Source organism: Xenorhabdus sp. KK7.4, assembly GCF_963876465.1.
Classification (GTDB): Bacteria; Pseudomonadota; Gammaproteobacteria; order Enterobacterales; family Enterobacteriaceae; genus Xenorhabdus; species Xenorhabdus stockiae.
The window spans coordinates 16276-36953 of the sequence record NZ_CAWNQF010000074.1 but is presented as its reverse complement, the minus strand read 5'-3'; the positions used below and the strand labels follow the sequence as shown (position 1 = coordinate 36953).

At 51.7% G+C, this 20678-nt stretch carries 28 protein-coding genes and 2 pseudogenes; 7 read left to right on the top strand and 23 right to left on the bottom strand.

Annotated elements, in window-relative coordinates:
- Window positions 1–127 precede the first annotated feature (127 nt).
- The gene (gene zipA, locus AACS90_RS11975) at window positions 128–1045 is read left to right on the top strand and encodes a cell division protein ZipA (protein WP_099122878.1); all 918 of its coding nucleotides are present in this window, start codon (window positions 128–130) and stop codon (window positions 1043–1045) included.
- Between the two features lie 217 nt (window positions 1046–1262).
- On the opposite strand, the gene AACS90_RS11970 is transcribed toward zipA, so the two are convergent.
- The 4 genes and pseudogenes from AACS90_RS11970 to AACS90_RS11955 form a co-directional block, all read right to left on the bottom strand.
- Complete coding sequence (locus AACS90_RS11970; protein WP_099122877.1) at window positions 1263–1568, bottom strand: type II toxin-antitoxin system RelE/ParE family toxin; 306 nt, start codon at window positions 1566–1568, stop codon at window positions 1263–1265.
- Window position 1569: 1 nt separating this feature from the next.
- Window positions 1570–1848: a damage-inducible protein J gene (locus tag AACS90_RS11965; protein ID WP_099122876.1), complete on the bottom strand. Its 279-nt coding sequence runs from the start codon at window positions 1846–1848 to the stop codon at window positions 1570–1572.
- Window positions 1849–2039: 191 nt separating this feature from the next.
- The gene (locus AACS90_RS11960; RefSeq protein WP_099122875.1) at window positions 2040–2267 is read right to left on the bottom strand and encodes an ogr/Delta-like zinc finger family protein; all 228 of its coding nucleotides are present in this window, start codon (window positions 2265–2267) and stop codon (window positions 2040–2042) included.
- Between the two features lie 148 nt (window positions 2268–2415).
- Window positions 2416–2829 (bottom strand): annotated as a pseudogene (locus tag AACS90_RS11955) (phage tail protein); the annotation flags it as partial.
- Window positions 2830–3067: 238 nt separating this feature from the next.
- On the opposite strand from AACS90_RS11955, the gene AACS90_RS11950 reads away from it, so the two are divergent.
- Window positions 3068–3298 carry a tail fiber assembly protein gene (locus AACS90_RS11950; protein WP_099122874.1) on the top strand — a complete coding sequence of 77 codons (231 nt, stop codon included), beginning with the start codon at window positions 3068–3070 and terminating at the stop codon, window positions 3296–3298.
- Window positions 3299–3324: 26 nt separating this feature from the next.
- Here AACS90_RS11950 and AACS90_RS11945 read toward each other — a convergent pair whose 3' ends face one another.
- The 9 genes from AACS90_RS11945 to AACS90_RS11905 form a co-directional block, all read right to left on the bottom strand.
- Window positions 3325–3945, bottom strand: coding sequence for a tail fiber assembly protein (locus AACS90_RS11945; RefSeq protein ID WP_193757252.1), 621 nt, complete (start codon window positions 3943–3945; stop codon window positions 3325–3327).
- Entirely contained in the window at window positions 3942–4589 is a 648-nt protein-coding gene (locus AACS90_RS11940) for a hypothetical protein (protein ID WP_099122872.1), read from the bottom strand. Before AACS90_RS11940 ends, AACS90_RS11945 begins: the two co-directional genes overlap by 4 nt.
- Entirely contained in the window at window positions 4547–5677 is a 1131-nt protein-coding gene (locus tag AACS90_RS11935; protein WP_099122871.1) for a phage tail protein, read from the bottom strand. The genes AACS90_RS11940 and AACS90_RS11935 overlap by 43 nt, the downstream gene beginning before the upstream one ends.
- A complete protein-coding gene (locus tag AACS90_RS11930) occupies window positions 5674–6282 on the bottom strand; it encodes a phage tail protein I (RefSeq protein ID WP_099122870.1) in 609 nt (202 codons plus the stop codon). Before AACS90_RS11930 ends, AACS90_RS11935 begins: the two co-directional genes overlap by 4 nt.
- Entirely contained in the window at window positions 6275–7183 is a 909-nt protein-coding gene (locus AACS90_RS11925; RefSeq protein WP_099122869.1) for a baseplate assembly protein, read from the bottom strand. The genes AACS90_RS11930 and AACS90_RS11925 overlap by 8 nt, the downstream gene beginning before the upstream one ends.
- Before the next feature lie 4 nt (window positions 7184–7187).
- Entirely contained in the window at window positions 7188–7529 is a 342-nt protein-coding gene (locus AACS90_RS11920) for a GPW/gp25 family protein (protein WP_099122868.1), read from the bottom strand.
- On the bottom strand, window positions 7529–8179 hold the full coding sequence (locus tag AACS90_RS11915) for a phage baseplate assembly protein V (RefSeq protein WP_099122867.1): 651 nt from the start codon (window positions 8177–8179) through the stop codon (window positions 7529–7531). Before AACS90_RS11915 ends, AACS90_RS11920 begins: the two co-directional genes overlap by 1 nt.
- 66 nt (window positions 8180–8245) lie before the next feature.
- On the bottom strand, window positions 8246–8878 hold the full coding sequence (locus AACS90_RS11910) for a phage virion morphogenesis protein (protein WP_099122866.1): 633 nt from the start codon (window positions 8876–8878) through the stop codon (window positions 8246–8248).
- A 5-nt stretch (window positions 8879–8883) separates the two neighbouring features.
- Window positions 8884–9300: a phage tail protein gene (locus AACS90_RS11905; RefSeq protein WP_099122865.1), complete on the bottom strand. Its 417-nt coding sequence runs from the start codon at window positions 9298–9300 to the stop codon at window positions 8884–8886.
- A 77-nt stretch (window positions 9301–9377) separates the two neighbouring features.
- On the opposite strand from AACS90_RS11905, the gene AACS90_RS11900 reads away from it, so the two are divergent.
- On the top strand, window positions 9378–9575 hold the full coding sequence (locus tag AACS90_RS11900) for a hypothetical protein (protein WP_099122864.1): 198 nt from the start codon (window positions 9378–9380) through the stop codon (window positions 9573–9575).
- A 48-nt stretch (window positions 9576–9623) separates the two neighbouring features.
- On the opposite strand, the gene AACS90_RS11895 is transcribed toward AACS90_RS11900, so the two are convergent.
- The 7 genes and pseudogenes from AACS90_RS11895 to AACS90_RS11865 form a co-directional block, all read right to left on the bottom strand.
- Entirely contained in the window at window positions 9624–9935 is a 312-nt protein-coding gene (locus tag AACS90_RS11895; protein WP_099122863.1) for a cupin, read from the bottom strand.
- A 55-nt stretch (window positions 9936–9990) separates the two neighbouring features.
- Window positions 9991–10440 (bottom strand): lysis system i-spanin subunit Rz, encoded by a 450-nt coding sequence (locus AACS90_RS11890; protein WP_099122862.1) that lies wholly within the window; start codon window positions 10438–10440, stop codon window positions 9991–9993.
- A complete protein-coding gene (locus tag AACS90_RS11885) occupies window positions 10437–10832 on the bottom strand; it encodes a structural protein (protein WP_099122861.1) in 396 nt (131 codons plus the stop codon). Before AACS90_RS11885 ends, AACS90_RS11890 begins: the two co-directional genes overlap by 4 nt.
- The gene (locus AACS90_RS11880) at window positions 10825–11148 is read right to left on the bottom strand and encodes a phage holin, lambda family (RefSeq protein WP_099122860.1); all 324 of its coding nucleotides are present in this window, start codon (window positions 11146–11148) and stop codon (window positions 10825–10827) included. The genes AACS90_RS11885 and AACS90_RS11880 overlap by 8 nt, the downstream gene beginning before the upstream one ends.
- A 19-nt stretch (window positions 11149–11167) precedes the next feature.
- Window positions 11168–11341 (bottom strand): tail protein X, encoded by a 174-nt coding sequence (locus AACS90_RS11875; RefSeq protein WP_099122859.1) that lies wholly within the window; start codon window positions 11339–11341, stop codon window positions 11168–11170.
- A 22-nt stretch (window positions 11342–11363) separates the two neighbouring features.
- Window positions 11364–12173 (bottom strand): annotated as a pseudogene (locus AACS90_RS11870) (phage major capsid protein, P2 family); the annotation flags it as partial.
- A 10-nt stretch (window positions 12174–12183) separates the two neighbouring features.
- Window positions 12184–13008, bottom strand: coding sequence for a GPO family capsid scaffolding protein (locus AACS90_RS11865; protein WP_099122858.1), 825 nt, complete (start codon window positions 13006–13008; stop codon window positions 12184–12186).
- A 16-nt stretch (window positions 13009–13024) separates the two neighbouring features.
- Here AACS90_RS11865 and AACS90_RS11860 point away from each other — a divergent pair, with 16 nt between their 5' ends.
- The 3 genes from AACS90_RS11860 to AACS90_RS11850 are packed head-to-tail and all read left to right on the top strand — an operon-like array spanning window position 13025 to window position 15949.
- Complete coding sequence (locus AACS90_RS11860; protein WP_339373616.1) at window positions 13025–13177, top strand: hypothetical protein; 153 nt, start codon at window positions 13025–13027, stop codon at window positions 13175–13177.
- On the top strand, window positions 13149–14918 hold the full coding sequence (locus AACS90_RS11855) for a terminase ATPase subunit family protein (protein WP_099122857.1): 1770 nt from the start codon (window positions 13149–13151) through the stop codon (window positions 14916–14918). The genes AACS90_RS11860 and AACS90_RS11855 overlap by 29 nt, the downstream gene beginning before the upstream one ends.
- Window positions 14918–15949, top strand: coding sequence for a phage portal protein (locus AACS90_RS11850; RefSeq protein ID WP_099122856.1), 1032 nt, complete (start codon window positions 14918–14920; stop codon window positions 15947–15949). Before AACS90_RS11855 ends, AACS90_RS11850 begins: the two co-directional genes overlap by 1 nt.
- A 1534-nt stretch (window positions 15950–17483) precedes the next feature.
- Here AACS90_RS11850 and AACS90_RS11845 read toward each other — a convergent pair.
- The 3 genes from AACS90_RS11845 to AACS90_RS11835 form a co-directional block, all read right to left on the bottom strand.
- A complete protein-coding gene (locus tag AACS90_RS11845) occupies window positions 17484–17819 on the bottom strand; it encodes a DUF5405 family protein (protein ID WP_153043682.1) in 336 nt (111 codons plus the stop codon).
- Window positions 17816–18061 (bottom strand): MazG-like family protein, encoded by a 246-nt coding sequence (locus AACS90_RS11840; protein ID WP_099122854.1) that lies wholly within the window; start codon window positions 18059–18061, stop codon window positions 17816–17818. Before AACS90_RS11840 ends, AACS90_RS11845 begins: the two co-directional genes overlap by 4 nt.
- 98 nt (window positions 18062–18159) lie before the next feature.
- Window positions 18160–20385, bottom strand: a complete 2226-nt coding sequence (locus AACS90_RS11835) for a replication endonuclease (RefSeq protein ID WP_193757251.1) — start codon at window positions 20383–20385, stop codon at window positions 18160–18162.
- Window positions 20386–20414: 29 nt separating this feature from the next.
- Between AACS90_RS11835 and AACS90_RS11830 the strand changes: the two genes are divergently transcribed.
- On the top strand, window positions 20415–20636 hold the full coding sequence (locus tag AACS90_RS11830; protein WP_241538285.1) for a hypothetical protein: 222 nt from the start codon (window positions 20415–20417) through the stop codon (window positions 20634–20636).
- Window positions 20637–20678 lie beyond the last annotated feature (42 nt).

Below are 20678 nucleotides of genomic sequence, written 5' to 3'. Positions count from 1 at the left end.
AACAGGGGATATCTCTCTTTATGATAAGAAAAGTACGCAGAGGCTTGCACTTGTGCTATTTGACAAATACTCTTATCTAAAGAATATTCAGCCGTGGTGGCAATTAATTTAAACAACAGAGATAGCAATGATGCAGGATTTGCGTCTGATATTAATCGTTGTTGGTGCGATAGCCATAATAGCTTTGCTATTACATGGGTTGTGGACCAGCCGTAAAGAGCGTTCGTCACTCTTTCGTGATCGCCCAGTGAAACGTCGTAAACAGGAGCGTGAGAAAGAGTCAGAGGATAATGATGGCGATGAGCTGTTTAATAATTCGTCTAATTCACCTGTTCAGGAACCAGCGAAATCTCGCCGTGAACATCGTGAAGAGCCGGTTATTGAGCGTAATGCACCTGATTTGTCAGAAGTAACATCGGATAATGGAATCGATCCTTTACTCTCAAAACAACAATCTGAAGCACCAGTGGCAAAAGAGAATGCCATTAATGAAAGCCAGAAAGAATCGCAGCTTGGCCTGTTTGAATCTGCTGAGCAAAATGGTGCGGAAGGTAAGGAAGCGGAGGCTGTCAGCGAGCAGTCTGAGTTGGAAAATGCCACGAAAACTGAAGCTGAGCAAGCTAAAAAAGAGACTGTGTTGGTACTGCATGTCGCGGCCCATCATGGTCAGGAGCTGAATGGCGAAGTGTTGCTTCAGAGCATTTTACAGTCCGGTTTCCGTTTTGGGGATATGAATATTTTCCACCGTCACCTTAACCCATCGGGTAGTGGTGCAGTACTGTTCAGTCTGGCTAATATGGTTAAGCCGGGGTCATTTGATCCAGAACGCATGACTGATTTCAGCACTCCGGGGATCTCCATGTTTATGCTCGTTCCTTCATATGGTGATTCTAATCAGAATTTTAAACTGATGTTGCAGGCAGCACAGCGTATTGCTTCTGATGTAGGAGGAGTTGTGTTAGATGCCGAGCGTAAGATATTAACACCGCAAATGATTGAGAATTATAAGGCACGTATTCGTAATACACTCAGTGCTCAGGAATAAATTTTCTTTTTAGTATTAAGCCCCCGCTCAGTCGGGGGTTTTTCATGATGCAATGCTTTGATTATAAATGGATTTTATAATGAAGCATCCACATTTCATCCACTTTATGACTGAAATCTTTAGCAAAAGCCCCTCATATTTTGAGGGGCTTCATATAATCCACGTCACGTTTCCTTTTTGACCTTCTGAATCACAGATGAAATGCCACACGCTTTCCTCAGAAAAGCCCGGCTATTCTTCTGGCGGTATGCAATATTCTGAGAACCTTTATCGTTTCCCTATCCTCATCGTAACGGTAGAGCATGATGAAGGGAAAATGAGGAATAACGAGTTTTCTATAACGTTCATCCGGGCTGTTACGTGCCTTTATGCCTGCATATGGGGTCACTTTCAGAAGTTCAGCCATTTCCACGAATTTTGCATCTACCTCATCAGCTAATAACAGCCCAGCCTGCTCAAAGAAGTAGAGATAAATTTGCTCTCGGTCAGTTTGTGCGCTTTCTTCCCATAAAATAGTGATCACTTTATCCCCTGCTCAGCTTAGTACGCAGTAGAGCCATCCGGCGCTGGCTTTCAGCCTCATCAATAAAGTGAGCTGACCCGTTTTCACATTGGTCAATCGCTTTTTCAATTTCCGCTTCTAACCAGTGAGCATGGGTATTTTTTTGATATTCACGTTCTTCATTTGCCAATTCTTCGGCTTTTTGTCTCATTAGCTTTGTTAAGTCTGTTTGCTGACGTTTGGCCGCTTGCATGGCTAAGCGTTTGGTTTCTTCATCAATACGAAAATGAATCGTCTCCATTCATTCCCCCTTAGTTCGCTATCATTTCAAAGTATGTTGTCATTTGTGTTGTCATATTAGCATAGCCGACTAAAACAACAATGTTGTTTTAAAAAAGAACAATCTTGTTGATTGAGTAAATTTCGGGGCAACGACTTGAATAAACGGAAGGGTAATGCAAAAAGCCCCTCAATAATAAGGGGCTAATGATTTTAAGGGCCATCAAAGCACATGACCGTTTGCTGCCCCTTTTCAGGATGTGGCGGGGCAAACTCAACTAACGTTGGCTTAGTCACCCAGCGGACAAAGGTTTCATGGCTTACGAACGTGGCACCGCAATTGATATTCTGGCACTGGTTATAGCGTTCTTTGGTTTCGGTGGTGTGTTCAAAACTGCTGCGTGTGTGGGCCACATGGCCGCAAAGGGGGCATCTCATCATAATATGAGTACCTCAAAATCAGGAAAGCGCCAGCTGTATTAGGCGATGGCGCGATTATAACAAACTAAATACCGCTGTCTTGTTCTTTCTTCAATGAGGGTTTAGACGGGCAAGTCATGATTTTCGCCACCTCGCGCAGATCCTGTCTTTCTTTATCGTGACCGGGTACGGCCAGAATGCGCGGTTTCACCCCGAGCTGGCTTTGCGCGGCCAACAGGGCCTGCATGCCGGTTTTTTTGCCCTCAGCAGTGACACCACCAATGATATTCGTGGTGGTCTCGGCTTCGGTTTTGCCCTGTGCCACGCGCACGACGACGGTGACGGGTTTCGCCTGCTCGGCAATCGCCCGCAACGCATGGGCCAGCGTGCCGGTTTCCCCCGCCTTGCCGCTGGCGGTCAGTACATCGGTCAGCAAGACCGGGGTGTTTAAGGGAAAGGTGTTGGGGTCAGCATCGTCGGCGGTGGCAACCAAGCCGATAATCGCGGTACTGACGGTGGTAATGGTGCGGGTGCCTTCGTTGATTTCCTGCACGCGCACGCCGTGGTGATAGTCCTGGGCCATAGCCATCTGCTCCGGTAAAAGGGATAGTGCTATGGTGGTCGGTGTGACAATAAAATGCAGGTAATAGGGACTGTGTGGGGGCTGATACAACGCCGGTGGGCAAGGTTGACTCTTCAGTCGCTTTGTCTGTTTTTCAAGACAATGTGCATCAATTCACATAAACGAAGTTCCTCGCTACGCTATTCGGGCTGTTGAAACAGTATCACATCACCACCTATTATCATCAGAGAGAACAAGCATGAGCGAATCAGACAACACCCCCATTCAGGATAACAGCGCCATTGAAGCGGCCAAACGCAAACAGGAATGGTTAGTATATGAAGCCCGCGGCGAGATCGACAAACTGCGGGAAGAACTGGAACAGCAACTGCGATTGAAACAATTGCAATGGGATATGTATACGGTCAAAGTGCTGGAAGTGGATCTGTCTACTGCCCCTAACATTGACTGGCCTAAACAACCCCAATAACATTCAGGGGCATCATGCCCCTGTCATTATTTCGGTTGTTCAGGCCAGTGGATATCCGGTGCGATGGAACAGTCTACGTCGGAGAGCCTGACGCTGTAAATTTCCCATGCCTGTAATAAGGTGACTTCCCGCTCAGTGGCCATGCCAAGACGCTTTCGTCGTTCAAGCTGCCTTATCTGTTCTTCTGCCTCATGCAATAAAACCTGCCGGTGGCTTTCTGCCTGCTGTAACGCGTGCTGATGTTGGGCCACCGTATCCGTGACCCATTGTTGACCATCCCAATTATCAAACGGGGTATCCGGTGCCTGTTCTGTGTGTTCCGGCCTGAGTTCACCGAGGTAATCAATCGCCATTTCTTGTCGGGTTGCTGTGTCGTAAACCTTTTTTCCACGATAATCAATCACATGCTGCCAGACGGTTTCATCCATGCTGCGCACAATTGCCCTCCCTGTGGTTGCCGGTAGTACCGGCTTATCCAGATAGGCATACTGGGCTACACTACAGGCATAGGGGATCTGACTCATATCGGCTCCCAGATACTCACCGGTCACGGGATGCGCACGGTAAATCACCGCCCAACCGGCCACTGTGGATAACCCATTTTCATCAAACTCAGCCCAGTTAATGTCAGTTGTATAGTGCATCATTTCATCCTCGTAATTAAAATTTTGGCCACGTTTTTCATTCGGAATTCAGGGGCCACGGGGACCACATTAGATGCCCGGAACTCAATGTCACACAGTCCGGTATTACTGCCGGTGCCCACACTTACCCCGCCCCGATTGATTTTTTTCAGGGCACCGGTGGTTTTGTTTTCTGCCAGGGTGGTTCTCAGCGCATCCAGTTTGCCCGTTATCTCACGCATGGCATCATCCTGATAGGTGCCCACTTTTCTGCCCGGATCTTTTCCCGCCCCGTTATCCGCACAGCGGATTGCATAGCCCCGGTCATCAGGCAATCGCAGTGCAGGAAAAATTTCCGCCAGTACCGGGTAAACTGACTTCGAAAAAATCCCGCCTTCGTTACGACCAAAATTATCCGGTATGGGGGCATCCGCATTCCAGATAACGGAAGCCCCGATCGGGATCGCCATTAAACGGGTCTCCGCTTTGTCATAAACATTGAGGTTGGTTCGGGCCTGCTCCTGTGTTTTTGCCCCTGTTCCACCTGCCTGTAGGGGAACCAGACAGTTATCAACGTCACCCTGACTACTGACCGAGAACGTGACCCGTCCTGTACTCCCGTTTCTCAGGGATAACCATCCACCATCACCAATCTCCAACACGGCCATTTTGCGGGGGTTTTCATTGCACTGCTGGCACCGGCTCCCGTAAACAAATCTCCCCGGGCAAAGTTGCCGGTATCCTGTTTACCGCCCAATAATTGGTTAATTTCATCACGACTATAAATGTTCAGATTAGTTCTGGCCTGCTCTGCGGTTTTAGCGCCGGTGCCACCGGATTGAACCAGTACTAACCCCTGACCAATGTTACCCGCACTATCCACTGAAAACGTGATCTCACCCGTTTGCTCATCTTGCAGAGACAGAAATGGGCCGTGCTTTCCGTCAGCAACAACCAGACTGCCGTGTTTAGTGGGCGTCAGAATGGCACTAATATTGCCCGCCGCAGTAAATAAATCTCTGCGGGCAAAGGCTTCTGTTGCGGCGCGTTGGCTCATAACGTGATCACTGGCCGCCCCTGTTTTTTGCACGACTCTGGATTTTTCGAGACGACTATTGGCGTTATTATTTGCAGTCGTTGCCCATTCATACGCTGTTTTTACCGCTTTCGGCGTTGCCGCCTGTGCTTCGCTATTGCTGTCGGTGGCATTACTTAAGCTAACAAAGCCTTTTTCTTTCAGGGTAGCATCAGGGTGTCGGCGGCTTTTTTCATGGTCGCTAATCGTTTTCGCCACGACCGCATCCGCATACTCACGAGTTGCGAGCACCACCGACGGGTCAATTTTCAGCGTGACGGCATTCGTATGGCTGACTATCAGCACCATGCGGATGGTCTGCGTTCTGCCTGAGCCTTCCTGTAACTGCGGCTTATAAGTTTCGGCGCAGTTGGCGACGGCCATCAGTACGCCGTGCTTATCAAACAGGCCGATTTCCCGTATCCACCAACCGCCCTCATGTTCGGGTATCACCTGCTCGGCAATAATCTGGTGGGTGTTTTTCGGGTCAACACTGAGCACGTTAATGGCCGCCCGGCGTTTTTCATTGACCAGCTTTTTCTGGTTGGCATCCGGCATGGGCAGTTTGCCGCCCCCATCGCCGACGGCCATGTGGGTAATTTCAATTTTGGTGCCCAGTGCGGCGGCATTCGCCAGCCGGTCTGCCCCTAATCGGGTTAACAGGGCAAAATATTTACTCATGCTCCAATCCTCATGGTATCAATAATATGTATCCCAGCCCCGACGACATCCGCCCCGGTGACCGTGAGACTCTCTGCCAGATAGGGGTAAACGGTCAGCACATCGCCGTCATAGCAGGTCGCAGCACAATAGGCGGTACCACCGGTTTCTAACTGAATGGACAGGCCAATCAGGTGACGCGAGGCGGGTTTAGCATCAAAAATGAGGCGTTCCAGTTCGTGGTAAGTCGCTTCGGTGATACCGGTGTCCATCACGCCGATATCGAGGCGAAAGGTGCCGGGCGCATCATGGTTCTGCCACCACTCGATAACACGAATGAGATAGCCGAACGGCTCGACTACCCGACGAATGGCCCCGATGGTGCCCTTGTGTTTATGGACAAACATCGCGGCCTTAATCGACTCGCGTTTGACGGACTCCGGCCAGTCCATATCCCAGCGGTCCACTGACCATGCCCACGCCAGATAGGGTAGTAACCTGACCGGACAGCGGTCGGGCTGCCATACATCCCGTACCGGCACGGGAATATCCGCCAGACTGCTGAGCGCTTCGGCGGCCGCCACTTCCAGCGGGGACGAGCCAACCGGTAACAGACGGTTATTCATCCGAACCCCCAAGCGTGATGTGGGCGGAGGTACAGTAACTGGCCTGTGTTTTATCCAGAATCATATCTTTCTGAGGCTGTTTCAGCTCGACCCGCTGCACACCGGGCACATGCAGGGCCGCAAAGATGGCACTGCGCACAATGTCGCGGCCAATTCGGTGCTGCTCGGCGGTGTAGCGCGCCAGTCGTGCCCGTGCATCCTGCAATATCGGCTCATATTCCGGCGTCGGGTACAGGTACAGCACCGCATCAATGGCATAATTGACAATCTTGGCTGATTGCACCGTCAGGCGATCAGCCACCGGACGAACATCCTCGTCATTCAGGGCATGGCTGACGATATCAATCAGTTCGCTATTTGCCGTGCCGTTCCCGTCACGAGAGAGAATACTGACCGTCACGCAGGCCGGTGACGGGCTAATCACCGACGCATCGGCAACACGACCGTCAGCACTGCGGGCATGGTATTCATACGATGCCACCGGCCCGGCGACACTTAAGCCCTCAAAGGCTTGCGGGATACGCACGCGAAAATCAGCGTCGGCTTCCAGCACGGCAGGTATGGGCGGTACGGCGGCATTATCGGCCGGCTGTAAGATCAGTCTGCTGACATTGTTATTGGCCCCCAACTGGTCTAAATCCGCCCCTCGGGCAAACGCCACCATTGCGGCGCGGGCCGCTTCATTGATGCGCTGGCGCAGCAACAGTTCCCGGTAGGCATTTTCCTGTAACAGTTTGGTCAGCGGTTCGGATTCCAGTGCCAGTGTACGGGTAAGGGCCTCGCGCTGGTCGGGCGGATACAAGGTAATTAACGCGGCTTTGCGTTCAGTCAGCAGGGTTTCAAAATCCAGCGGTTCGACTACATCGGGCGGCGGTAACAGACTTAAATCAATGGTGGGCATCAGGTCACCTCACGGGCACGGAAAATGTGACGGGGTCGCGGGACGGCTGAAAGTAACCGTTAATTTCTACTGTGGCCTGCCCGGCATGGCCGGAGGTCACACTGATGGCGGTCAGCACAATGCGCGGCTCCCATTGCTGGATAGCGGTATAACAGGCCGCCATCAGTTGCAGGCGTAACGCGGGATTCTGCGGTGCGTCGATTAACTCCGACAGCAGAGAACCATACTGACGGCGGGTCAAGCGGCTCCCGATGGGGGTTAACAGGATATCGCTGACCGACTGGCGCAGATGATCAACCTCCGTCATGGCTTCCCCGGTCTGGCGATTCATGCCTAAATACAACATCAGACCGGCCCACCGGAGGTGCCATCGCCGGAACGCACGCCAACATGGTGATGCGTATCGACCACCACCCCGTTAGAACTGAACTGGCCGTCAGTGTGGGTGATATTCCCGTGCATCGTCCCACCCTGACGGATTGCCAGACTGCCGGTAGTCAAGTGGTTTGTACACATGACGACCGGGGTGGCTAATGTGATCTGCTCACTGGCGGTACAGGTGATTTGCGGCGCGGTCACCTGCACGGAGACCGAGGCCGTCACCGTTGCGGTTTTGATCCCGCTGACCGTTAACGCACTGCTGTTCGGTTCATACTCCATCACCGCCCCGTCAGGAAAGACAATATGCACCGCATCCGAAGACACTGACGGTGCCGGACATGCATCGGAAAAGACAGCGGGTAAGACAAACGCCGTGGTGAGGTCACCGCCGATAGCCAGCAGAATCACCTGCTCCCCGACACTGGGTGCCCACCATGTACGGGCACGCCCGGCGCGGGTGGTGAGCCAGTTCAGCCAGTCGGTTTCAAGGTGACCGGTTTCTACCCGGCACAGGCCACGGGCCGTATCGACCTGTGTCACGGTGCCGGTGCGGATCAGGTTGCGCAGCCGGCGCAACAGTTCCGTGGTTTGGGAATGAGCGTATTGTGTGTTCATGCCCACAACATGGCACTAAATCCATGCACCTGCACGGCGGGGGGCTTGTACCAGCTCTGACACAGTTCAGCGGGTCAGGTGGGCAAGGATTTGCTCTTCGATATGTTGAATATCCTGAGGGGTGAGACCTAACAGGCGACGCTCCGGGTATTTCACTTCAATCTGCTTGCCGCGTTGGCGCTCTTTCAGGCCAAACTGATGCACCCGGGCAACGTTGGCCACTTTCGGCGCGAAGAAAATCACCGCTTCCTTATCACTGGCTGATAGACGCAGATAACGGGCGGTCGCCAGTTTCTTAAACATGCGGGTCTTTTTGCTGCCCTTGCTCGTCTGGAGGCGGTCAGTTTTCTTTTCCAGCATCTGCTGGATATCGTTGCGGTAGAAGGTGCGCAGCCCTTTGCGCTCAGTATCATAACCGGTGATCACCTTGCCGTTTTTGCCCTTGCGGTACTGCCAGTTTTTTAGGCTGCGGGTTTCCCCGCGCCAGACAAACTTCATGCCTTTCTGCACCGTCAGGATCTGCGCTTTGCGCTGACTATAGCGGCTGCCATCGGGGTTACGCTGGGCACGGATGCGTTGCATCTGACTCTTGCGCAGGTCACGAGCGATATCGCGGGCCAGTTGTTTACGGCTGGCCGGGGAAAGCTGAGTGAGTAAGGCGGTCAGAGCACTGTCCAGCGGTTGTAAGTCATCATCCATCTTTATCACCACTGCGCAAAGGGGTTGGCCGGCTCCGGGATAGCGGTCACGGTGCTGATGCCGTCCTCGGTACTGACCAGTACTCGCTCAGTGAGTTTCAGATCAATACTGATATCAGCGGTCTGGTCATTGAGGATATTGACATCAAAGGTAAAGCCACTGCGGCGGTTATCGGGATTGGCAAAGATATCCGGCTGGTGCTCACGCAACCAATGGCCGACAACAGCCATTAAAATATTCTGATCCCCCGGATAGGCTTCAATAATCAGGTTCAGGGTATATTCGTATTCATACGACAGCGACGGCGCTAAGGTGGCCAGCACCGCGCCATCTTCCACAAACAGGTGAAGATATTCGGGATTATCACGCAGATAAGGGATTTTGGCGGTCAGTTCTGCGCGTAATAAATGCGGTTTATTCATTAATCACCTGTTCTATCAATGGGAATATAATGATTTTCCCGTGAAGTCACCCTATATCAAATGAAAAGGATAATGTTATGTTCTTAGATCCAAAAGCCCATACCGGCAGAGGCGGTGGTCTGTTTCAGGAAGTCGATCCTGATGGCAATGGGATCATGCACTTTGTTGTGGTGGGGGATAATAAACGCATGCCCCAAACCACGCAGCCCGGGCATAAATGGCAACCCGTTAATGCACTTCCTGCCGAGGCATTTATCCAATATCGTGATGAATAGCATCAGGCCCTAAATACACGACAACCGTTTATCGTCCCGGGCGGTTGTTTAAACACTACCTTCCCGTTCTATCACCAGTATTCGGGCTTCACCCACCGGGTGGGCGACATGTTCTGTGCCGACGGTGGCATAAAACAGATCGCCGGTTTCCAGCCGAGCGATTTTAATCTGCCCGTGTTCTTTGTAGTGCATCTCCACCGTGCCATCCATCACCGCGAAAACTTCTTCCCCGTCATTGATATGCCATTTGTACGGCTGATCCGTCCAATGCAGTTTGACGGTGACGCCGTTCAGATTGGTAATAAGCTGTGAACCCCATGCCCGGTCGGCTTTAAATGTTTTGCTTTTGATATGTTCCATCTGATTAATATCTCTACGGTTATTTACAGGCCGTTAACATACTACAGCGCCGGATTTATTGACACTGAGTCTGAATATAATCCTGTAACCCGGCGATCATTTGCTCAGTGGTAGTAATGCGTTCCCGGAGTAACCAATAATTTCGGACAGCGGTGTCTGTAGGTCGGGCGCGGGTTGCATCAGCCATGCCGGGGGTGGCAACGGTTTCAATGGCGGGACACTGGGCTTTGATGTACACCCGCTCAGGATGAGCCAAAGAAGCAGTATGCAACCGGTCAATTTCAGTCTTTGCATGGGTCAGTGCCTGTAAACGTTGCGCATCCTGCTCAGCCAACTGTTTGATGCGCGCCTGTTGTTTTGTATTAATGACAAGCTGTTCTGATAGGGATTGGTGAAGTTGTTTATTTTCTTTCCCTAACGCCAGACTTCTATCAATGTAAAAGCGGCAAACGGCCCCTAACAGAACAATGCCAATGAGAGAGTAAATTTGATATTTCAAATTCATAGCAACTTAAAGGCTTTTTCAAATATGGCCTCAGAATAAGGCTGCTGGCCGTTCTCCATCTGAATGATGGCTTTCACCAGCCGGCGCATCGTCACGGCGTTATCGACATCAATCACCGCATGGCTGGCGACCCCGACGGCGTTACACACATAGGCAATGTAGTTTTCCGTGTGGTTCTCATGGGGCGGTGCCCAGCGGGTAATGATTTGGCGGATATTGTTCAGGCCGTATTTACGCTCATAGTTACGCAGAATTTTCAGCATCGCCCGAATGCCCCATTCCGGCGCGATAAACTGGCAAAAGGCGCTGTCGGTCTGAGGATCAGTCAGGCCCTGCCAGTTATCGCCGTGGCGGATATTGCCCGGATTATGGTTGCGAATACCTCTACTCATGCGGTTTGTCTCCCAGTCGTTTATTAATGGCGCGGATCGCAAATTCCCGCAGTTTTTCAACGCCGATAAAGCCGATAGCGCCGCCCAGTGCCGGTGATACCGTGCCGGGAATGCCGAACACTTCCAGCCCGCTGGCGATGCCCCATGAGAACGCCCCGCACAGTAACGGTTCGACCCAGCGGTTTTTACGCTCCACGCCGTCATAAATCAGCCGTCCATAACAAATCAGTACCGCTAACAGCGAACCGGAAATTTGCGGCCACGTCTGCTGTAATCCGTTTAAGACCTCGGCCCAGAGATCAGGTTGTTTGTCCATGTTGTCTTCTCATCATGTTTTAATCCCATAATTGCAGGGTGGGAGTGACCGCTGCCGGCGCAATATCCGGCAATGTCACCTCGGTGCCGTGCGGCAGGATAGCGCCCAAATCTGCCAGACCGGGGTTAGCTTCCAGTACCTGTTCGGTGACGCCCTGTGTCCGGCCGTAGTGACGCCAGCACAGCGCATCCACCGTGTCATATTGTTGTGCCCAGACCGATCCGTTTCTGGCTGATAATCACATCAGCGGCCATTTTCTCGCTGTTCGGTTGGGACTGATTGACCAGCGGGAAGTATTTGTCAGCCAGCAGTTCGCGGCCACAAATCACCATCAGTTCGGTGTCGTCCTGATATTCGGCGTCAATGGCGTTGTTGACCGTATCCATCACCAGCGCGTCAAGGTTAAGGAAATCACCGCCGGCCCCGACACGGATCACGTCAGAAATCGGTTTGCCTTCGCTGTCGGCAATACTGCTCAACACATGGGTCGGTGCATCCTGTCGGATTTTTTGCAGCCAGCCTACATTCACATCTTCCAGCATTTTGTATTGAGTGCGGTTGGAGGTTTTGGCACGCTTAATGCCGTTCCAGCCAATCATGATGCGATCAAGGGCCTGTCGGCGGATAATGGCGTTACGGATACGCAGCTGAAAATCCTTGAATTTCGCCCACAAATCCAGTTTCACGTAAGTCAGACTGGTATCGAAGTTGGTCTGTTCACACCGGTATTCAACGGTCGTCAGGCGGGTCGGGTCAGTGGTTTCGCGGTCTTTGTCGTCCGTATCGGTGGTGCCGGCAATGGTGGATCCGATGCCTAAGCCAATGGCCTGCCCGGATTGCTCACTGACCGGCACGACGTTCACTTTTTGCAGGAAGTCGGCACTTTGCTGGATCTCGTCTTCCAGTGTTTGCGCCACCGACGGCTGCACTTCCACCTTGCCGCTGAAGGCACTGGCTTCGACGCCGTAAATCTCCCCCAGTCGGGTCAGGTAGGCATTAAATTGATGGCGGGTCTGGTTCTTCATGGGTGCTCCGTTAGCAGTTAGTCTGGTGTTCGGCAGTGCCGGTGTTGCCTAGCGACACCGGGCGCTGCTGCGGCTGGTTATCCTGCTGGCTTAACTGGGTTTTCAGGTCATTCAGCTGGGTTTCCAGCGCGGCCTGTTTTTGTCTGAATGCATCAAATTCATCGGCCTGCTTTGACAGCGTCTGGACGGTCTCCGCTGTCGCCTGCTGCTCTTTGGCGCACAGCTCGACGGCCTGATAGATATCGGTAAAACGGGCCTCATCGGATTGCTGTTTTTTCTGGAAAAAGTCCTGAATGCGGGAAAACAGCGACGGTTTGTCACTCTCAGGGATGGCTTCCACAAACTCCAGCACCGTCTCTTCCGCGGCGGTGAACAGATTGTCAGGGTGTTGTTTGCGGGCATTCAGCGGGTTCGCGGCCGCACTGGCGCTGAACTGCAACATTTCCGTACCGAGGCTGGCCGGGCTGTCGGTGACCGCGAGGCCCACCAGATACGCGCCGCCGGAATCGGCAAAATCCAGATTGATTTCGGCTGAGGTGTAGACTTTCTGGCGCTTGCGGTTCATTTCAATCAATTCGTCCGTCGGCGTCAGAATGCCGTACAGCCCCAACTTGCCGGCGAGTGCGCCCTCTTTGATTTCTTCGGTGTAGACGGATTCCACATCGCCATAGCGCGGACTCCATGAGTAGTTGTAGTGCTCCATATTGATACGGGCACCGTAAGTGGACGGATGATAATTGGCTGCAATCTGGCTCAGCCACTCACGCTGGATCTTGCGCCCGTCGGTGGTGGCACCTTCCACACAGATACGAAACGGTTTGGATTTCTTGGACATTATTTGCCCCGGGTTAATGGGTGGGTCATGGGCTATTAGTTTGTGTCGTTACGCCGGGGAAACAATCAATGGGCCTTGTGTTGGGACTGGCACAACCGGCCCGCGCGGAGAAATGGCGGCCGGGGCGGTAGTCTGGCGGCATGAAAACACCGACACCGATAGTGAATAACTTTGACCCGCGCAAGCAGGCCATGCACCTGTATTTTAGCGGGTATCGCATCGCGCGCATTGCGGACATGCTCAATGAGAACGCGACCACCCTTCACAGCTGGAAACGCCGCGACAAATGGGACGAAGTGACGCCCTTTGAGCAGGTTGAACTGGCGCTGGAAGCGCGGCTGTGCCAGCTGATTGCCAAACAGCAGAAAGAAGGCAGGGATTTTAAGGAAATTGACCTGTTATACCGCCAGCTGGAGCGGCAGGCCCGTATCAACAAGTACAGCCATGGCGGCAATGAAGCCGACCTGAACCCGAACATTGCTAACCGCAATAAGGGCGAGCGCCGGCCACCGGAAAAGAACGTGTTCAGTGACGAACAAATCGAAAAACTGGCACAACTGTTTTCTGACACGATGTTTGGTTATCAGCAAGTCTGGTATCAGGCCGGCCAGCAACACCGTATCCGCAATTTGCTGAAATCCCGCCAGATTGGGGCCACGTACTTTTTTGCCCGTGAGGCGCTGATGGATGCGCTGACCACCGGACGCAACCAGATTTTTCTCTCGGCCAGTAAAGCCCAGGCTCATGTGTTTAAAAGCTACATTCTGGAGATGGCGCGGGAAGTGGATGTCGAGCTGAAAGGCGACCCCATTACCTTAAGCAACGGGGCGATGCTCTATTTTCTCGGCACCAATGCCCGTACGGCCCAGAGTTATCACGGCAATCTCTATCTGGATGAATATTTCTGGATCCCCCGCTTTCAGGAACTGCGCAAAGTCGCCTCCGGGATGGCCATGCATAAACAGTGGCGACAGACCTACTTTTCCACCCCGTCCAGCCTGACCCACAGCGCCTACCCGTACTGGTCGGGCAAACTGTATAACCGGGGACGGGCCAAAGCGGACCGGATTGAGGTGGATATCAGCCATGAGGCGCTCGTCAATGGCCTGTTGTGTGCCGATGGCCAGTGGCGGCAGATTGTCACCGTGGAAGATGCGGTCGCCGGCGGCTGTACTCTGTTTGATATCGACCAGCTACGACTGGAATACAGCCCGGATGAATACCAGAACCTGCTGATGTGTGAGTTTATGGACGATATTGAATCCATCTTCTCACTGCAACTGATGCAGGGTTGCATGGTGGACAGCTGGGAAGTCTGGGACGACGTACAGCCGCTGATGCTGCGCCCTTATGGGTATTATCCGGTCTGGATCGGCTACGACCCGGCCAAAGGGGGCGAAAACGGGGACAGTGCCGGTTGTGTCGTCATTGCCCCGCCGCAGGTGGTTGGCGGTAAGTTCCGTATTCTGGAGCGCCACCAGTGGCGCGGCATGGACTTCCGCGCCCAGTCAGAAGCCATTCAGCTACTTACCGAACGCTACAACGTGGAATATATCGGTATTGACTCGACCGGTATCGGCCACGGGGTTTACCAGAACGTCAAAGCGTTCTTCCCGTCGGCGCGGGAGTTTGTCTATAACCCGTCGGTGAAAAATGCGCTGGTACTGAAAGCGTGGGACATTATCAACCACCGCCGGCTGGAGTTTGACGCCGGTCACACCGACATTGCCCAGAGTTTTATGGCCATTCGCCGGGCCACCACCGCCAGCGGCAACCGCCCGACTTACGAGGCCAGCCGCAGTGAGGAAGCCAGCCACGCTGATTTGGCGTGGGCCACCATGCACGCGCTGTTTAACGAACCGATCACCGGTGACGTGCCCCACCATAAAAATATCGTTGAGGTCTACTGATGTCCCGTAAAAACAGAAACCGCCCGGCCAGACCGGCCGCGCCTGCTGCCCCGATGGAAGCCTTCACCTTTGGTGACCCGGTACCGGTACCGGTGCTGGACCGGCGAGAGATATACGACTATCTCGAGTGTGTACTGGTCGACAGCTGGTATGAGCCGCCCATCAGTTTCCACGGGCTGGCCGTCTCGTTCCTTTCTGCCCCGCATCACAGCAGCGCGGTGTCTGTGAAACGCAATATTCTGTACAACACCTTTATGCCTCATCGCTTGCTGAACCGCCAGACCTTCGATTCATGGGCGCTGGATTTTCTGCTGTTCGGTAATGCCTATCTGGAACTGCGAAAAAACCGCCTCGGCCAGCCGCTGGGCCTGAAACACTGCCCGGCCAAATTCACCCGGCGCGGGGAAGATTTGGACACTTACTGGTTTGTGAAGTACGGCTACCACAGCCAGCCGTACCCGTTCCCGACCGGACAGGTCTTTCACCTGATTGAACCGGACATTAATCAGGAACTGTACGGCCTGCCGGAATATCTGGCGGCGCTGCCCTCAGCGTTACTGAATGAATCGGCCACCCTGTTTCGACGCAAGTATTACCAGAACGGCAGCCATGCCGGTTATATCCTCTATATCAGCGATGCGTCACAGAATATTTCGGATGTGAACAATATCCGCGATGCGCTGAAAAACAGCAAAGGGCCGGGCAACTTCCGCAACCTGTTTCTGTATGCACCCGGTGGCAAGAAAGACGGCATTCAGACCATTCCGTTATCCGAAGCGGCGGCCAAAGATGAGTTTCTGAATATCAAGAACGCCAGCCGCGATGATATTCTGGCGGCGCACCGCGTTCCGCCGCCGATGATGGGCATTATCCCGCAGAACACCGGCGGCTTTGGCGACGTGGAGAAAGCGGCGAAAGTGTTTGTGCGCAATGAACTGCTGCCATTGCAAAGCAAAATGAAGCAGCTCAATGACTGGCTCGGGGAAGAGGTGATCCGGTTTGAGCCTTACTCGCTGGATGGAGAAAGCTGACTTCATTCTTGAGCCACATCACATGACCGTCTGCAAAGGCGGTTTTTTTTGCCTGAAAAAAAGGTGATTTCAGTTCAGAATAATGTGGTAATGAAATTGGTGATTGGCACGACCAATAAACACCGCTGCGCGCAGTCGTGACCCCGCCGCGTCTGCGCACTAAATGCAGTGCTTTTTATGCACCTGCACGGGATCGTTTGAAGCGCGCCAGTGCTGGCGCTTTGCGGGATATGCGATCCTTGTTTGGTTTTGCGGATTGGTGCGGAGAATAGGCCGTTTTATGCAAGTAAAATCTATTACATCTGAAAGTAAAATCTATTACGTTTTTTGGGTTAGCTTGAACTACATTTATTCATAATTATCCGTAATGCTTAAGGTAATATCATGCTCAGATCATCTGATGAAGAAACCTCTCTTCGTGACTTCATTCGATTAGAAGATAGCCGTGGCAGGAGGTGGATTAGTACTAATCATAATGAGATAAGTTTTTATCCGAATACCGCCGAGCGTTCACGCGATGGCAATAGATATCCATACTTAAGACTTCAATGTAGGAATGACACACTGCTCGATCTATCCTGCTTTTCTGCACCTACTAATTCTTTTGGTTTTTGGGGTAGTTCTGGCAATGCACGCGAAGTAACATTATTTTCTCATCGTCCTGGGGCATGGCATCCTCTGAGGATTGCAATAAATCACACAGATAGGAATTACGAAGCAATGAATACCACCGTTCAGGCTGTTCAAAGCTATTGGGACTCACGATAATTTTCTCAATATAAATAGTATTTAATTGTTGCTAACCTTCTTTTTTCCACTCATCAAAGGTAGGAAGAATGACAAGATTGTGACATATCACACCTTCACAATTTGACTTCATGCCAGCCCAGCGTAGCCCAACAGGCAGAATCACCTGACAAGCAGCATACTGTCACCGGAAGTGCATTCACCACATTTTTGACATTGCTGCGCTGCCAGTGTTTCCATTTTTGACGTAACGCCGCATTACCACCTTTTGCGAATAAACAACGTCAGATATTCAACTACGTCATACGGAGGAGGTCTTATGGCTCAATTACCCACAATTGATATGTATATTAATATTTTTCTTACATCCGAAAGGAGACATAGAGGAAATTGGACTAGACTTTATGCTACGAATTCACTACTTTACTATGACACTTACTTACAGCCAAATGCTGCCTTTTTAGATTTAGAATATCGTAACGATTGTAACCTAATGGCACTTAGCTATCACCCTCCGTTTCCGGCGAGCAGACATGAATTATTTCAAAATAATTTGTGGTATGACACTACCTTCAATCTTCTACCCACTAGATTTCAAACTGTCGTCAGGCGTGTTATGCAGTATTGGACACCCAATGATTGGCGGGGGTTTTAATTTATTATCCCAATCCCACCCATCCAAGGTGGGGTTGCTTACCTCTTCGTGACATGTCACACCCTCACAATTTGACTTCATGCCAGCCCAGCGTAGCCCAACAGGCAGCATCACCAGACAGGCAGCATTCTGTCACCGGAAGTGCATCACCACATTTTTCACATTGCTGTTCTGCCAGTGCTTCCATTGTTTGACGTAATTCCGCATCGTCTTTGCGGATACCCTCGCAGCAAAATCGGTTGCAATTTCCTCAATTCGCTGGCTGAGTTGCTGCAATGTTTTTATATCATTGCTATCAACTTCCATTCTGATCAGGTCGCGGATTAATTCATTCAGCTTTGCGTAATACCCGAATGGTGTTAAAGACTCCTTACCGGCATTTTTCCCGGTTTTTGTTATCCTCTTTTTATTCAGCGTGTATGCTCTGCTATTCGATGTAACGACATATTTACCTAAATCGATTTTCATTGATGGTTCTCCTGATCTAACCGGTCATACATCTCAATAATCTGCAATGCCACCGCAGCTACTTGTACCAGCTCTGCCCGTGCCGTTCCTGCATGACTGCCACCAAATTCATCATGCAAAACAGCCTGCGCGAACTCGCCGACTTCCTCGGTCAATATCGTCAGCCAGACAAACGGGGATAAATCACGATTAGCTCCCCATTTTTCATCCTGACGACCCATTTCAGCAGTCACATCAAGCATGGCCTTTGTACTGATATGCTTTTCCTAATGGACTTTGTTAACCAATGCATCGCACCGCCTGACTAATTCCCCGGCGTCTACCCTTAAATTAGAAACTGTCACTGTACTTTCCTCATTTCCCCAATATTCATAATTCGCGCCTGTAATGCCTCTCGGTGCGCCTGTTTGCGAGCCTCAAACTCGCGTTGCTTCCGTTCCTGCTCCTCCGGTAAATCCATCAACTGCACAGTGCCGTCACGCACTCGCAGACGCTGCCCCCCAAAGCTGATACTCATACCCTTGATAAACATCGTTTCCATTGACTGATTACTGATTTCGAACCCCATTAACCCAGTCAACCGCCTGACCTCCGGCAACATCGCCTCTTCTTTTGGCGTTAACGTGATACGTGAGATAACCCGAGGCCCCGAAACGCTGATTTCCTCGCGCTGTACGCTATTCTCAGCCGCGTTGATTTCCATCGCCCGTCCCCATTGGAGAACATCGGATAACGCCTTACCGCTTAAGTCTGCGGGTAATGCGGGGCTGTCCTCCCATGCCTGCCAATCCCCTGATCCACAGTTATTGACAGGACTCCGAGGCGCGCCGATGGCGCTTTTTAAAAGATCAAGACCCTCACCGGCCACAGCGGATGCCGGGGCTTGGCTGTCGTGCTTTTTGACAATCCGGTATTCCCGCTCGCGTGTTTTCAACACGCCGGCGGCAGGATTGAGCTGCGCGTAAATCCCGACCACGTTAGAAACCGCCTCGTCATAGGGATTAAGTTTGTCGCTGACTTCACGGGCAACGCGGATAGTCTGCTGATCACGCGGGGTACAAGGGCCACCCTGTGACAGAATGTAGTTTTCAAAGTCACCCTGATCGGCCGCCGCCCGGACCTTTTCGGCTACATCACCCAACTGGTCAGCAATGCAGAGACTGCGCAGGCGACGGCATTCACGGTACGCGCCTTTGGAGGGCAGGTTATAGAACTGAAATTGCGGAATACGCCATGTAGAGGCCCACGCTGTCACAGCCGCGGCCGCATCTTTTAACGGCATGCCGGTTTCATCATCGGTCAGACCATCCAGCGCGTAACCGTCGATATTCTTAGCAATGTATTTAGCGATATAACCGACTGCGCCACCTTTATTCATATGCCGGCATTCGAAGCGATACTTCTGTGCGCCCCGTTCGTCGCCATCTTCCTGCAAGGCTTTTTTACGCATGATCTCCACCGCTGCCGCCCGGCTAGCCTTATCGGTAAACAGCAACAAATGCCAGTGCGGTGTACCATCATGGTGCGGTTCAACCACCCTGACACCATAAACATTCAGCCCTGCATCCTTAAATGCTGTGCGGATTTTCGCCCAGACCTTCACCAGATAACGCTGGCCATCTTTCGGGGTATAGGCTTCATTGGCCCAGCTACTGTTCAGCACTGCCACCTTGTCTGCCCCCATCTGGCGGGTCGGGTGATATTTTGACGGCGTAGTGATGGTGATAAACATCCCGATATCCCCACGCGCCGAGGCAACCCGTTCAATCCCGGCAATCTGTGCCATCAGTTCCATATGGCGAATTTCCGGGTTAGAAATGCTTTGCATTACCTTCTCAACCAGATCAAAGCGCTCGCCGGTGGCCACATCCTCAATATCCATTGATTCAAGGTACTGCATATTGGCCAGACGCTGAGACTTCACTTCCTGAATAGCCTGACGGCTGGCATACGGGGAACGGTTTTTATTGACTGCCATTGCGGCAATCAGCAACGCTTCCCGCCAGCGGGTACGGTGTGCCTTAAGCCGGCGATACCAGAAATCGTCATTGACCAGACGGGATACCGCTGCAATCACATCGCTCTGTTGCAAGGTACCTTTCAGGTAGCGGCCATAATGCGCCGGTGTGACATGCAGCCCGCGCGACAATTTCGCCAGCTCGCCATAAATCGGAGACAGGTTGCGCATCTGATAGATAGCTTTTTTATCACCGTTCGCCTCAGCAATGCACTGATCACAATACTGCTCAAACAGCGTAAAGAACCCGGCAGCAATTTGGGCTGACAGTTTTTTTAGCGGTTTGTTATGGAGATCAGGCAAGTGATTAAACTGGCTGATATCGGGCAGACAATGAAACTGTCTGCTCTCGGTATAAAGGTGAGCCGTTGTCACTAATGTAGCTGGGGTATCCCGTTCAAAACGACGGGTCACGGCCACAAGGCGCGGCCAGAGTTTTTTATGAAAATCGAAATACAGAAAATCCTGGGCTTTCAGCAGGCCTTGTTCTTTCAGTATCTTTTCATAACGTTTCTGATAGGGATAGCCCCAGCTCTTTATGATCCACAAAACTACGAACATTTAGAGGAGAAAAAAGCATGAACATCTATGAAAAACTGAAGCAGATTATTGAAGTTGAAAGTCTGAATTTTGATATTTATCAGGGTATGAACTGGCTAAAAGTTGAAGGGATTTTACAGTACAGAAAGTGTGAAAAGTACAGTGCGTGGTTAGTTACTGGAAAAATAATTCCTGAAGCTGGTCAGATTTCGCCGGCTATCGCACACAGTGGGCGTATGACAACAACATTGTTGTTTTAAGAGACAAAGATTGGCTAACTATTTATCAAGACTATGTTTTTT

Bases quoted from the DNA above. Each gene is read 5' to 3' on its own strand.
- zipA (WP_099122878.1), top strand. From the start codon at position 128: ATGATGCAGGATTTGCGTCTGATATTAATCGTTGTTGGTGCGATAGCC.
- AACS90_RS11965 (WP_099122876.1), bottom strand. From the start codon at position 1,848: ATGGAGACGATTCATTTTCGTATTGATGAAGAAACCAAACGCTTAGCC.
- AACS90_RS11960 (WP_099122875.1), bottom strand. From the start codon at position 2,267: ATGATGAGATGCCCCCTTTGCGGCCATGTGGCCCACACACGCAGCAGT.
- AACS90_RS11950 (WP_099122874.1), top strand. From the start codon at position 3,068: ATGAGCGAATCAGACAACACCCCCATTCAGGATAACAGCGCCATTGAA.
- AACS90_RS11945 (WP_193757252.1), bottom strand. From the start codon at position 3,945: ATGATGCACTATACAACTGACATTAACTGGGCTGAGTTTGATGAAAAT.
- AACS90_RS11940 (WP_099122872.1), bottom strand. From the start codon at position 4,589: ATGGCCGTGTTGGAGATTGGTGATGGTGGATGGTTATCCCTGAGAAAC.
- AACS90_RS11935 (WP_099122871.1), bottom strand. From the start codon at position 5,677: ATGAGTAAATATTTTGCCCTGTTAACCCGATTAGGGGCAGACCGGCTG.
- AACS90_RS11930 (WP_099122870.1), bottom strand. From the start codon at position 6,282: ATGAATAACCGTCTGTTACCGGTTGGCTCGTCCCCGCTGGAAGTGGCG.
- AACS90_RS11925 (WP_099122869.1), bottom strand. From the start codon at position 7,183: ATGCCCACCATTGATTTAAGTCTGTTACCGCCGCCCGATGTAGTCGAA.
- AACS90_RS11920 (WP_099122868.1), bottom strand. From the start codon at position 7,529: ATGTTGTATTTAGGCATGAATCGCCAGACCGGGGAAGCCATGACGGAG.
- AACS90_RS11915 (WP_099122867.1), bottom strand. From the start codon at position 8,179: ATGAACACACAATACGCTCATTCCCAAACCACGGAACTGTTGCGCCGG.
- AACS90_RS11910 (WP_099122866.1), bottom strand. From the start codon at position 8,878: ATGGATGATGACTTACAACCGCTGGACAGTGCTCTGACCGCCTTACTC.
- AACS90_RS11905 (WP_099122865.1), bottom strand. From the start codon at position 9,300: ATGAATAAACCGCATTTATTACGCGCAGAACTGACCGCCAAAATCCCT.
- AACS90_RS11900 (WP_099122864.1), top strand. From the start codon at position 9,378: ATGTTCTTAGATCCAAAAGCCCATACCGGCAGAGGCGGTGGTCTGTTT.
- AACS90_RS11895 (WP_099122863.1), bottom strand. From the start codon at position 9,935: ATGGAACATATCAAAAGCAAAACATTTAAAGCCGACCGGGCATGGGGT.
- AACS90_RS11890 (WP_099122862.1), bottom strand. From the start codon at position 10,440: ATGAATTTGAAATATCAAATTTACTCTCTCATTGGCATTGTTCTGTTA.
- AACS90_RS11885 (WP_099122861.1), bottom strand. From the start codon at position 10,832: ATGAGTAGAGGTATTCGCAACCATAATCCGGGCAATATCCGCCACGGC.
- AACS90_RS11880 (WP_099122860.1), bottom strand. From the start codon at position 11,148: ATGGACAAACAACCTGATCTCTGGGCCGAGGTCTTAAACGGATTACAG.
- AACS90_RS11865 (WP_099122858.1), bottom strand. From the start codon at position 13,008: ATGTCCAAGAAATCCAAACCGTTTCGTATCTGTGTGGAAGGTGCCACC.
- AACS90_RS11860 (WP_339373616.1), top strand. From the start codon at position 13,025: ATGGGTGGGTCATGGGCTATTAGTTTGTGTCGTTACGCCGGGGAAACA.
- AACS90_RS11855 (WP_099122857.1), top strand. From the start codon at position 13,149: ATGAAAACACCGACACCGATAGTGAATAACTTTGACCCGCGCAAGCAG.
- AACS90_RS11850 (WP_099122856.1), top strand. From the start codon at position 14,918: ATGTCCCGTAAAAACAGAAACCGCCCGGCCAGACCGGCCGCGCCTGCT.
- AACS90_RS11845 (WP_153043682.1), bottom strand. From the start codon at position 17,819: ATGAAAATCGATTTAGGTAAATATGTCGTTACATCGAATAGCAGAGCA.
- AACS90_RS11840 (WP_099122854.1), bottom strand. From the start codon at position 18,061: ATGCTTGATGTGACTGCTGAAATGGGTCGTCAGGATGAAAAATGGGGA.
- AACS90_RS11830 (WP_241538285.1), top strand. From the start codon at position 20,415: ATGAACATCTATGAAAAACTGAAGCAGATTATTGAAGTTGAAAGTCTG.